The 12,083-nt window shown below is 64.2% G+C and carries 7 protein-coding genes and 3 pseudogenes; 8 read left to right on the top strand and 2 right to left on the bottom strand.

The window, feature by feature from the left end:
• Positions 1-58 precede the first annotated feature (58 nt).
• The 6 genes from ACH0CP_RS13050 (at position 59) to zwf (ending at position 8,984) form a co-directional block, all read left to right on the top strand.
• Positions 59-256 (top strand): hypothetical protein, encoded by a 198-nt coding sequence (locus ACH0CP_RS13050; RefSeq protein WP_406889378.1) that lies wholly within the window; start codon positions 59-61, stop codon positions 254-256.
• A 355-nt stretch (positions 257-611) separates the two neighbouring features.
• Positions 612-1,544 (top strand): YfdX family protein, encoded by a 933-nt coding sequence (locus ACH0CP_RS13045; RefSeq protein WP_406889376.1) that lies wholly within the window; start codon positions 612-614, stop codon positions 1,542-1,544.
• A gap of 92 nt (positions 1,545-1,636) precedes the next feature.
• A complete protein-coding gene (gene tkt, locus ACH0CP_RS13040; RefSeq protein ID WP_406889604.1) occupies positions 1,637-3,706 on the top strand; it encodes a transketolase in 2,070 nt (689 codons plus the stop codon).
• A gap of 2 nt (positions 3,707-3,708) precedes the next feature.
• Positions 3,709-6,513, top strand: a complete 2,805-nt coding sequence (locus ACH0CP_RS13035; protein WP_406889373.1) for a bifunctional transaldolase/phosoglucose isomerase — start codon at positions 3,709-3,711, stop codon at positions 6,511-6,513.
• Positions 6,514-6,528: 15 nt separating this feature from the next.
• Positions 6,529-7,515, top strand: a complete 987-nt coding sequence (gnd, locus tag ACH0CP_RS13030; RefSeq protein ID WP_406889370.1) for a phosphogluconate dehydrogenase (NAD(+)-dependent, decarboxylating) — start codon at positions 6,529-6,531, stop codon at positions 7,513-7,515.
• On the top strand, positions 7,512-8,984 hold the full coding sequence (gene zwf, locus ACH0CP_RS13025; RefSeq protein ID WP_406889369.1) for a glucose-6-phosphate dehydrogenase: 1,473 nt from the start codon (positions 7,512-7,514) through the stop codon (positions 8,982-8,984). The genes gnd and zwf overlap by 4 nt, the downstream gene beginning before the upstream one ends.
• A gap of 98 nt (positions 8,985-9,082) precedes the next feature.
• Here the strand turns inward: zwf and gpmA are convergent.
• Positions 9,083-9,265: pseudogene (gene gpmA, locus ACH0CP_RS13020) on the bottom strand (2,3-diphosphoglycerate-dependent phosphoglycerate mutase); the annotation flags it as partial.
• An 89-nt stretch (positions 9,266-9,354) separates the two neighbouring features.
• Here gpmA and ACH0CP_RS13015 point away from each other — a divergent pair.
• Together ACH0CP_RS13015 and ACH0CP_RS13010 are read left to right on the top strand one after the other, a co-directional pair.
• On the top strand, positions 9,355-10,611 hold the full coding sequence (locus ACH0CP_RS13015) for an IS701 family transposase (protein WP_406889367.1): 1,257 nt from the start codon (positions 9,355-9,357) through the stop codon (positions 10,609-10,611).
• A 167-nt stretch (positions 10,612-10,778) separates the two neighbouring features.
• A pseudogene (locus tag ACH0CP_RS13010) lies at positions 10,779-11,529 on the top strand (IS5 family transposase).
• A 12-nt stretch (positions 11,530-11,541) separates the two neighbouring features.
• Here ACH0CP_RS13010 and ACH0CP_RS13005 read toward each other — a convergent pair.
• Positions 11,542-12,048 (bottom strand): annotated as a pseudogene (locus ACH0CP_RS13005) (2,3-bisphosphoglycerate-dependent phosphoglycerate mutase); the annotation flags it as partial.
• Positions 12,049-12,083 lie beyond the last annotated feature (35 nt).

Here is a 12,083-nt window from a genome sequence, read left to right as displayed (position 1 = left end):
CATTGCGCTTTCGATTCAAATTCTACGATCGGGCGTGACACGATCCTCTGAATGCCGAGTGGACGGTATCGAAGTTCGGCTCGCGCTGCGCTGTCTTCTCCAGCACTGCCCGGAACGATGGCCTCTAGAACTCTATTGGGATGCGGCGAAGCAGGAGAACGACATCGGGCGTGCACAGGGCGTGACCGCGGCCTTCAACGGCATCGTGCGACAGCTCAGAAGGGCAGGGCGCTATGAGATCTCGTCCCCTGATTGACCTCCTGTCCTTTGCCCGAATTGTGCCGGCCGCTCATTCACCTCGCTTGTCGGCCGACAACTGATCAGCGTGGGCCAACCAAATCGGCATTGATACCAGCTCGGCGCCGTCCCGAGAGATGGCGGAAATCACGCCATCGGGCTGAGATATGTCAGCGCAGCTAGCAATCCGTCTCTCCATATCGACCCTCGCGCGATGCTTTGCAGTAAAAAAGCAGGTGCTGAATAAGTGATGGCCTACGGGAGATTGTCGGCGTGAATCGGCAGCGGCAGCCGCAAGCTCCTCGCGAGGTCCTCACCGTACTCAGCAGCACGCGTTCAGAAATCCGAACTTCTAGATCAACGGAGGATGGACGATGCGGAACAACCTAATCATCTCGACAGCCCTTGGCGCGCTCGCCATTTCGACATGGTCGAGCGCCGCGGCGGCCCAAACTTCACCAGCGCCCCAGCCGAAGAGTGCGCAGTCCCGGACCTCGACTGCTCCGCAGACCGGAAATCAGTCCCAGTCCAATGCCACCAATCCACCCGAGGCGCAGCGCGATAAGCTCGTCGATGAGGCTGTCGCGGCCCTCCGCGAGACGCAGAACGCGCTGAAGGCGATCGACCAGAACAAGACGGATGAGGCGAATGCGGCGCTGGAGCGGGCGACCGGGAAGCTCGAGATTGTTCTCGCACGTACCCCGACGCTGGCGCTCGCTCCAGTGGACGTGAGCGTCATGACGCACGACGTGATCGCAGCCCAGCCCGATGTCGACAAGATTCGCGGTGAGGCAGCCGCAGCGCTTGCTCAGGGGCGCCTGCAACTCGCGCGCAAGCTGATTTCTGATCTCGGCTCCGAAACGGTGGTGAGCGTCAGCAAGCTCCCGCTCGGCACCTATCCTGCCGCCCTCAAGCAGGCGGCGGCTCTGCTCCACCAAGGCAAGTCTCAGGAAGCCAAGGCAGTGCTCGAGACGGCGTTGAGCACGATCGTGGTGGAGGACATCATCATCCCGCTGCCTCTCGTCCGCGCGCAGCTCGCTCTCGAAGGCGCACGCAGCCTGCTGGAAAAGAAGAAGCGAACGGATGCGGAAAGTGCCCGCATGCGTGAGCTTCTGGCGACGGCCCGTACCCAGCTCCAGCTCGGCAAGGCACTCGGCTATGCCACCGACAGCGAGATGACCGACCTGATCGCGTCGGTCGACGAACTCGAGCGCAAGACCGCAGGCTCGCAATCCGCCAAGGGCTTGCTCGATCCCTTCGGACCGAAGTTCGACGAGGCTCGGCGGTCAAGCCAGCGTCCGCGGTAGCACCTCGATCGACCGTCACCTGCGAAGCGGGCTGGCTCAATCAAAGAAGAAGGGACGCCTCCCGGGCGTACATCCGGATGGAGGGTAACTTGTTGCGCCAGCCCGCCAGCGCATCTCGCGCCAACGAAGCGCTCGACCGTCTTGCCATCGACACGATCCGCACACTCGCCATGGATGCAGTGGAGAAAGCCCGGTCTGGGCACCCCGGCACGCCTATGTCGCTGGCACCCGTCGGCTACACGCTGTGGGCACGGTTCCTGCGGATCGATCCCGATGTGCCCGACTGGCCCAACCGGGACCGCTTCGTGCTCTCGGTAGGCCACGCCTCCATGCTTCTCTACGCGCTCATCCACCTTTCCGGGCTGAAGGAGATCGACGCCGACGGGAGGAGTTCAGGCAGACCCGCGGTGAGCCTCGACGATATCAAGAGCTTTCGCCAACTGGGTTCGAAAACGCCCGGCCATCCCGAATATCGGGTCACGACCGGCGTGGAGACCACCACCGGGCCTCTCGGCCAAGGCTGCGGCAACTCGGTCGGAATGGCGATCGCCGAACGGTGGCTCGCCGACCATTTCAACCGCGACGGCTACACGCTGTTCGACCACGACATCTATGTTCTGTGCGGCGACGGCGACATGATGGAAGGCGTGTCGGCCGAGGCCGCGAGCCTGGCGGGACACCTCAAGCTCGCCAATCTGTGCTGGATCTACGATTCGAACCGGATCAGCATCGAGGGTCACACCGACCTCGCGTTCACCGAAGACGTCGCCAAGCGCTTCGACGCTTATGGCTGGAACGTGCTCCGCGTCGACGACGCCAACGATACCGAGGCGTTCGCTCGTTCGCTCGACACGTTCAAGGAGACGACCGACAAGCCGACCTTCATCATTGTGCGCTCGGTCATCGGCTGGGGCAGCCCGAAGGCTGACAGCGAGAAGGCGCATGGCGAGCCGCTTGGCGCCGACGCAATCGCCGCCACCAAGAAGGCTTATGGCTGGCCGGCGGACGCCCAGTTCCGCGTCCCCGACGGCGTCGCGGAGCATCTGAACCAGGCGCTAGCATCGCGCGGACGGCCGCTCCGTGAGCAGTGGGAAGCCGACTTTGCCCGCTACCGCCAGAGCCATCCAGCGCTTGCGGCCGAGCTGGAGGCCATGCGCCGTGGCGAGCTCCCTCCAGGCTGGAACGATCGCCTGCCGACCTTCATTCGCGACCCCAAGGGTCTGGCGTCGCGCGATTCGGCGGGGAAGGCGCTGAATGCGCTTGCCGCGCGAATCCCCTGGTTGATCGGCGGAGCGGCCGACCTGTCGCCTTCGACCAAGACCGACCTCACGCACTACGGATCTTTCCAGGCGAACAACCCCAGCGGGCGCACGTTGCACTTCGGCGTGCGTGAGCATGCCATGGGAGCGATCGCCAATGGCATGGCTCTCTCTTACCTCAGGCCGTTCACCGCCACCTTTCTGGTCTTCGCCGACTATATGCGCGCGCCGGTGCGGTTGGCGGCGATCATGGAACTGCCGGTCACCTTCGTTTTCACCCATGACTCGATTGGTGTCGGAGAGGACGGGCCGACCCACCAGCCCATCGAACATCTCGCGACGCTGCGCTCGATCCCGGGGCTCGACACCATTCGCCCGGCCGACGCCAATGAGGCGGTCGAGGCGTGGAAGCTCGCGGTGACCCAGACGCATGTCCCGACCGCGCTGATCCTCTCCCGCCAGTCGCTGCCAACGCTCGACCGCGACAAATATGCCTCGGCCGCGGGGGTCGCGAAAGGAGCCTACGTGCTCGCCGGCGAGGACGATCCGGAACTCATCCTGATCGGCACCGGCAGCGAGGTGCAGCTTGTCGCCGAGGCGTATGAAAGGCTGACCGAGCAAGGGGTTCGGGCACGGGTCGTCTCGATGCCGAGCTGGTATCGATTCGAGCAGCAGGACCAGGACTACAGAGACAGCGTCCTGACGCCGGGCGTGGAGGCGCGACTGGCGGTCGAGCAGGGCGGGGCGATCGGGTGGGACCGCTATGTCGGCGCGCGCGGCCGCACGATTACCATGTCGACGTTCGGGGCATCGGCCCCGCTTTCCAAGCTCCAGGAGAAGTTCGGCTTCACCGTCGGACATGTGGTGGCGGCCGCGCTCGCGCTGGTCGGCCGGGAGGTTTGAAGATGGCGAGCCAGATCAAGAAGCTGCATGATTTTGGCCAGGCACCCTGGCTTGATTTCGTCGAGCGCCGCTTCCTGCAGGATGGCGGTCTGGCGAAGCTCGTCGAGGAAGATGGCGTCACCGGCGTCACCTCGAATCCCGCGATCTTCGAGAAGGCGATCGCCAAGGGGGACGCCTACGAGCCGCAGCTGGCGGAGCTCTTCAGGGCCCAGCGCAACGCGAGCATCAGCGAAGCCTATGAGGCGCTTGTGATAAAGGACATCCAGGACGCCGCCGACACGCTGCGGCCCGTCTATGACAAGCTGGGCGCGCGGGACGGCTATGTCAGCCTGGAGGTTTCGCCCTACCTGGCGGAGAGCACCGAAAGCACGATTGCGGAAGCTCAGCGACTCTGGTGCCAAGTCGACCGTCCTAACCTCATGATCAAGGTTCCGGGCACACAGGCCGGCGTGACCGCCGTTCGGCGGCTGGTCGAGGACGGCCTCAACATCAACATCACGCTGCTGTTCAGCCAGGAAAGCTACACTGCCGTGGCAATGGCGTTCGTTGAGGGCCTTGAGGCTCGCCTCGCCCGAGGGGAGCCGATCGACAGGATTGCGTCTGTCGCGAGCTTCTTCGTCAGCCGCATCGATTCGGCGATCGACGCGAAGATCGACCAACGCGTCGAAGCCGGCGATCCCGAGGCCGAGGCACTCAAGATGCTGCGCGGCAGAGTGGCAATCGCCAACGCCAAGCTCGCCTACCAATGGTATCTGGGATTTGTCGCGTCCGAGCGTTGGAAAGCCCTCGCAGCGCAAGGTGCGATGCCGCAGCGGCTCCTTTGGGCGTCCACGGGCACTAAGGACCCGGCGTATCCGGACACGCTCTATGTCGACAATTTGATCGGCCCCGACACCGTCAATACGCTGCCCCCAAAGACGTTGGACGCATTCCGCAGCCATGGCACGCTTGTCCCGTCGCTGACCGCCGACGTCGATGGCGCTCGTCGAACCCTCGCGGAGGCGGAGCGGCTCGGACTGGACCTCGCTTCAGTCGCAAACGGGCTCGTTCGCGACGGCGTCAGCCAGTTCTCCGATGCCGCCGACGCGCTTCTCGGTGCGGTTGCGGTGAAGCGCGCCGCCATTCTCGCAGATGGGCTCAACCTCATGCGCGAGCAGCTGCCCGGGGAGCTTGCCAGGAAGGTGGAGGCGAGGCTCGAGCAAGCGCGTCAGGATGGGTGGTCCAGGCGTCTCTGGGCTGGCGACGCCACACTCTGGACGGGCGGGAACGAAGCAAAGTGGCTCGGTTGGCTCGAGGCTGGCCGGGGCGAGCAGGTCGACGCCGCCGCGCTGAAAGCGCTCTCCGCCAAGGCGGGCCGATACCGTTCTGCGGTGCTTCTCGGCATGGGCGGTTCGAGCTTGGGCCCGGAAGTTCTGGCACGCACCATCGGAGCCCGGGATGGGCAGCCCGTCCTCCACGTGCTCGATTCTACCGACCCCGAGCAAATCGCAGCAGTCGCGGCGATGATCGTTCCACAGGAAACACTGTTCCTGGTCGCTTCGAAGTCCGGTTCAACAATGGAGCCGGAGCTGCTGCGTGCCTATTTCTGGGAGCTCTCCGGTCGGGACGGCAGCCGCTTTGTCGCGATAACCGATCCGGGTTCGAAGCTTGAAAAGCTCGCCCGGGATCACGGCTATGCACACGTCTTCCTGGGCGACCCGGAGATTGGCGGGCGCTATTCGGTTCTGAGCGTCTTCGGGATGGTTCCCGCGGCGTTGATGGGTCTCGATGTCGGCGGCTTCTTCGCCGGCGTGGCACCGATGGTGCAGAGCTGCGCGCCCGACGTCCCACCTGCTGCCAACCCCGGCGCACGCCTTGGCGCCATCTTAGGAGAAGCGGCGAACGCCGGTCGCGACAAGGTGACGGTGTTTGCCTCACCTGCGCTTCGCCCGTTCGGGGCATGGCTGGAGCAGCTCCTCGCGGAGTCCACCGGCAAGGAGGGCAGGGGCCTCGTCCCGGTCGACCTGGAGCCGCTGGTCCCCCCCGAAAACTATGGTTCAGACCGCCTCTTCGTGCTGCTTTCGCTCAACGGCGACGACGACGCCCCGCTCCGCGCCCATGCCGATGCCCTCGCTGCCGCGGGTCACCCCGTGGTGCGGATTGCACTCCCGCAGCGGGCCATGATCGGTCAGGAATTCTTTCGCTGGGAAATCGCAACCGCGATTGCCGGCGCGGTGATCGGGATCGATCCGTTCGATCAGCCCGACGTCGAGGACGCCAAGATCAGGACGCGTCTGCTGATCGACAGCTACGAGGCGACCGGCATCCTGGCGCCGGAGCGCCCGCTTTTCGAAGATCGGACGATGGCGTTTTTCGGACCCCGCGAGCGAGACGATACAGCCACCGATGCGGCCGCGATCCTGCGCACTCATATCGGAAGTGCCGGTCCCGGCGATTACATCGGGTTCCTTGCATATCTCAGCCGCGACGCCGAGCATGAAGCGGCGATCGCGCGGATGCGCGAGCGGGTCATCAAGGCGCGGAAGGTCGCCACCGTCGCTGGCTTTGGTCCCCGGTATCTCCATTCGACGGGCCAGGCCTACAAGGGTGGTCCGCGCTCCGGTGTCTTCATCGAAATCACCCGGTCGCCGGATCCCGATCTCGCCATACCCGGACGCAAGGCAAGCTTCGGGATGGTCCAACTCGCTCAGGCGCGCGGCGATCTCGATGTGCTCGCCGCCCGCGGCCAGCGTGTCCTGCGCATTCACCTGAAATCCGGCCACCTGGGCGACCTCGGAGAACTTCTCAACCACGCCCTTCGGGATTGAGCGGGAGTCTGCAACATGCGGATCGGAATGATCGGCCTTGGCCGTATGGGAGGCAACATAGCCCGTCGGCTTCATCGCGCAGGGCATCAGGCAGTGGTGTTCGACCGCAATCAAGCCGCCGTCGCCCAGTTCAAATCAGACGGGTTCGAGACGGCCGGTTCTCTCGGAGCGATGAAGGAAGCCCTCGGAAGGGAGGCGGCCTTCTGGGTCATGCTGCCGGCGGGCGATCCGACGGAGGACACGATCAAGCACCTTCGCATGATCGCCGACCCCGGCGATATCGTGATCGACGGCGGCAACAGCTTCTACAAGGATGACATCCGGCGGGCGAAGCTGCTCGCCCAGAGTGGCATCGACTATGTCGACGTCGGCACCTCAGGCGGTGTGTGGGGCCTGGAGCGCGGCTATTGCATGATGATCGGCGGCCCGAAGGAGGCCGTTGATCGTCTGGACCCGATCTTCGATGCGCTCGCCCCTGGCATCGGCACTATCCCTCGAACACCCAATCGCATGGAACACGAGGGGGAGGACCCCCGTGCAGAGAAGGGCTATATCCATGCCGGCCCCGCTGGGGCGGGTCATTTCGTCAAGATGGTCCACAACGGCATCGAGTATGGCCTCATGCAGGCCTACGCCGAGGGCTTCGATATTTTGAAGTCGAAGCAGTCCAGCAGGCTGCCCGAAGACGAACGCTACGTTCTCAATCTCACCGACATCGCCGAGGTGTGGCGTCGAGGCTCCGTCATCTCCTCTTGGCTGCTCGATCTCACCGCGGCCGCCCTCGCCAAGGATCAGATGCTTTCACAGTTCTCGGGGCGGGTAGCCGATTCCGGTGAGGGCCGCTGGACGGTCGAGGCGGCCATGGAAGAGGCGGTTCCCGCCGTCGTCCTCACCGCAGCGTTGTTTGCCCGTTACCGGAGCCGGGTTGAGCACACGTTTGGCGATCAGGTTCTCTCCGCGATGCGATATGGCTTCGGCGGGCACGTCGAGATTCCGCAGTGACTGGAGGTTCAGTTCCGCCGGCGCCTGCCGCGACGATCGTCATTTTCGGAGCGACAGGGGATCTCACGCGCCGCCTACTGATCCCAGCGCTTGCCAACCTCTGCTTCGACGGGCTCTTGAGCGAAGACTTGAGGGTTATTGGCGTCGCGCTGCACGAGGGAGATGATGAAAGCCTCCGCGTAACGCTCGACGAGTTCGCGCCGCTTACCCAGTGCTGGCAGCGGCTGCGTCGGCACACCACCTATCTCTCCGGCGACTTCACGCGCGAAAGTGTCTTCCGCCAGCTCAAACAGCGGCTGGGCGACGCGGACGCAGCCTTTTACCTTGCAACGCCCCCGCAGTTCTTCGGTGTCATTGTCGACAGGCTGGCTGATGCCGGTCTCATGGACGAAAGCGGTGGGCACTTCCGCAGGGTGGTGATCGAGAAGCCTTTCGGGCACGATCTCGAATCTGCACGAGCGCTCAACCGGCGCATCCTGGCCCGGGTGCACGAAAGCCAAGTCTATCGGATTGATCACTTCCTCGGCAAAGAGACGGTCCAGAACATCCTCGTCGCGCGCTTCGGTAACGCTTGGCTCGAAGCTGTCTGGAACCACCGGTATATCGACCACGTCCAGATCTCCGCCGCCGAGGCGATCGGCGTGGGCACCCGAGGCGCGTTCTACGACACCACCGGCGCCCTCAGGGACATGGTGCCAAACCACCTGATGCAGCTTCTGTCGATGATCGCGATGGAGCCACCTTATAGCTTCGAAGCCGAGGTCATCCGCGACGAAAAGGCAAAGCTCCTCCGGGCGGTTCGCCATATCACGCCGCAAGAGGCCAGGAGCGATGCGGTGCGTGGGCAATATACGGCCGGCGCAGTGGAAGGCCAGAGCATCCCCGCCTACCTTGAGACCCCGCACGTCCAGCCCGACAGCGCCACCGAGACATATGTCGCGCTCAAGCTGATGGTGGACACCTGGCGCTGGACGGGTGTGCCATTCTACCTGCGCACGGGAAAAGCGCTCGCCGCCCGGGACACGGAGATCGTGGTCACGTTCAATCCGGTGCCATATGCGACGTTTCGAAAGGCGCCTGTCGCTCACCTCCCGGCCAATCAGCTGGTGTTCCAGATCCAGCCGAACGAGGGGATCGATCTCGATTTCCTCGTCAAGCGGCCTGGCCCACAGGTCGAGGCGGTCCCGGTCGCGCTCGACTTCGCCTATGCTGAGAAGTTCACTGTTGAGCACCGGACTGGCTACGAGACGCTGTTGTACGACATGATGATGGGTGACCAGACGCTCTTCCAGCGTGCTGATCAGATCGAGGCGGGCTGGGCTGTTGTCCAGCCGCTGCTGGACGCATGGGCAACTGGAGACGGCATTCTCGAGGAGTACGCGCCCGGTACTGCTGGGCCGACGGCAGCCGAGGCACTGATCGCCCGTGACGGCAGGCAGTGGCATAAGCTTGGCAGAGGGACTTTCTGATCCGGCGTCCGGCTGTGTGGTTATTATCTGGGGCTCGTGAGCCAAGCTTGACCATCAGCCGAGCAGAAGCAGGGCCCGACGCTGTTGGACCGCTCGCTTTATCGTTCCGCCAGATAGTAGCGATCTCGTGCCGTGAGATCCTCCGCTAGGTCATAAACGATCGGCTGCCCCGTCGGTATTTCGAGACGGGACACCTCGGCGTCAGACATGGCAGACAGATGCTTCACGAGCGCCCGCAGAGAGTTGCCATGCGCCGAGATCATCACGCGCCTGCCGCCTCTAGCACTACTTTGGCAGAAGCATGAGTTTAGGGATTCCCTCACCGCTGATTGCGTGATTCATGGGGAGCCAGCTTTGACGGAGGCTGGCGATGGACGAGGACTGGCAGACGGATCTGGAGCGATGGCTTGGGCCGTATCTGGAAGGTCTGGGTAACAAGACGCGTCGTCGGATGTGCCCAGCCTACATCGCGGGCCTGATTGGGCCAGGCGATCGCAAGAGCATCCAGCCCATGGCAGCCCGCTCAGATGCGATACCCTATGACCGACTGCATCATTTCATCGGGGCAGGCCTGTGGGATAGCAGTCCGCTGGAAGCGACCTTGTGGCAGCAGGCCGACGAATTGGTGGGCGGTGACGGAGCCTGGCTGATCATCGATGACACAGCCCTGCCGAAGAAGGGCAAGGCCTCGGTTGGGGTTGCGCCCCAGTACGCCACGGCGCTGGGCAAGAATGCGAACTGCCAGACCATGGTATCGGTGACGCTGGCCTCGGGCGAAGTTCCCCTCATGCTGAGCTTGCGGTTGTTCCTGCCGGAAAGCTGGACGAGCGATGTCGCAAGGATGGACAAGGCGGGCGTGCCTGCCCCTTTACAGCAATGCCGGACAAAGCCCGAGATTGCGATCGAGGAGATCGACCGTGTCATGGCTGCCGGAGTACGCTTTGGCTGTGTGCTGGCTGATGCCGGTTACGGGCTGTCCGCTCCGTTCCGGCAGGCGCTGAGCGCACGTGGCCTTTGCTGGGCCGTCGGCATTCCCCGGCACCAGAAGGTCTATCCCGCCGACGTGCAACTGATCTTCCCAGTCGCGGGGCGTGGTCGCCCAAGGGTGCGTCACGTGCCGGACGTCAAATCCATGGCTGCGCATGCCATGCTTGAAGGCGCGAAGTGGCGACAGGTCAGTTGGCGAAAGGGAACGAAGGGACGCCTGACCGCCCGCTTTGCTGCCATGCGTGTGCGCATTGCGGATGGCGCACCCCAGCGGATCGGCTCCGCCGGAGCTCAGCACATGCCGGGCGAGGAAGCCTGGCTGGTGGGTGAACATCGCTCAAATGGCGAGCGCAAATATTATCTTTCCAATTTGCCCGCTGACACCCCGATCAAGGCTCTCGCCGGCGCAATCAAGGCGCGCTGGATCTGCGAACAAGCCCATCAGCAACTCAAGGAAGAACTGGGGCTGGATCACTTCGAGGGCCGATCATGGACCGGACTTCACCGCCATGCCCTGATGTCGATGATGGCCTACGCCTTCTTGCAATCCCGAAGGCTCGCTCAGGCGGGGCGGAAAAAAAAGAGCACTCGGCCCGCCTCCTCATCCCAGCCTGCCAGCAGTGCGCCAGGCCATCCTTGACCGCCTGTTCCGCTCACCGCCGCACCACTGCCCTCACTGTGGATGCAGCCTCAACAGACCTCCCCACGCTCTTCTGCCAAAGTAGTGCTAGGGGCCAAACTCAATCAGCGGGTTGAGGTGGAGAGGCTTTCCTGATTCACAGCGGTGTGGATCGAGGGAGGTGTGCGATGGCGCTGTTCTGGTTGTCGGATGAGGCATGGGCAGCGATCGAACCGCACCTGCCCAAAACCAGCCTGGTGCGCGGCGGGTAGACGACCGGCGGGTAATCTCCGGCATCCTGCATGTGCTCAAGGTCGGGTGCCGCTGGTGTGATTGCCCGGCCGAGTACGGCCCGTCGACGACGGTCTACAATCGCTTCAACCGCTGGTCGCACCGGGGCTTCTGGCTGAAGCTGCTCGATGCGCTGGTGGATGCCGGTGCGGTGACGAGGAGTACCGCGATCGACAGCACCTATGTGAAGGCGCAGCGAGCGGCGTTCGGCGCAAAAGGGGGCGCTCGGCGCAAGCGATCGGCCGCTCGCGCGGTGGTTGGACGACCAAGGTCCACGCGCTCACCGACGTCATCGGTCGCCCCTACGCACTGACGCTTACGGCCGGCAACGTCAGCGACATCAGGGCAGCACCTGCGCTTCTCGAACGTGCCGGGCGCATGTGCTACCTGCTCGCCGACAAGGGCTACGATGCCGATCATCTGCGGCGCTCGCTGCGAGATGCCGGCATCGTTCCCGTCATCCCGGGCCGGCGCAACCGCAAGCGAACCATCCGCTACGACAAGCAGCGCTACCGTGCCCGCCATCTCATCGAGAATGCCTTCTGCCGCCTCAAGGACTTCCGCCGCGTCGCCACCCGCTACGACAAGCTTGCCGCCAACTTCCTGTCAGGCGTCGCCCTCGCAGCCGCCGTCGCCTTCTGGCTGTGAACGAGTCTGAGCCCTAAGCTCGGGCGCGATCCGCGTTTCCCAGTAGGGTAGCACCCGCGCGACCGTGTCCTTGAGGCTCTCTGCCTTCGGGACCGCCATGCCGGCATACCTGCGATCGCCGGCCAGATCATACGGCCCCCCCGGCTCTTGGTTCGGCGGTCGGACGTCGAAGGAGCGGTGCCAGAGCACGACCTGCTCGTCTCCGTGCGCCGCCGCAGTCTCGACCTTGTTGAGACCGGTGAGGGCGCCGTAGTGGCGCTCGTTCAGCCGCCAGTGCTTCTCGACGGGCAACCACAGCCGCCCCATGGCTTCGAGCGCGAGGTTGAGCGTCTTGATTGCACGCGTAAGCACGCTCGTGAAGCAGAGGTCGAAATCCAACCCTCTCGCCGCCAACAGCTCACCCGCCGCCCTGGCCTCAGCCTCGCCCAGCGGCGTCAGGTTCACGTCCCACCAGCCGGTGAACCGGTTCTCAAGATTCCAGGTCGACTGGCCGTGGCGGAGCAGGACGAGAGTGGGCACCGCTACGCCCCGCGCCCGCGCGTAGAAGCTGGAGC

The organism is Sphingomonas sp. 179-I 2A4 NHS, assembly GCF_045369135.1.
Classification (GTDB): Bacteria; Pseudomonadota; Alphaproteobacteria; order Sphingomonadales; family Sphingomonadaceae; genus Sphingomonas.
Note: the sequence above shows the minus strand (reverse complement) of the source record. Positions and strands in the feature narration are given on the sequence as shown.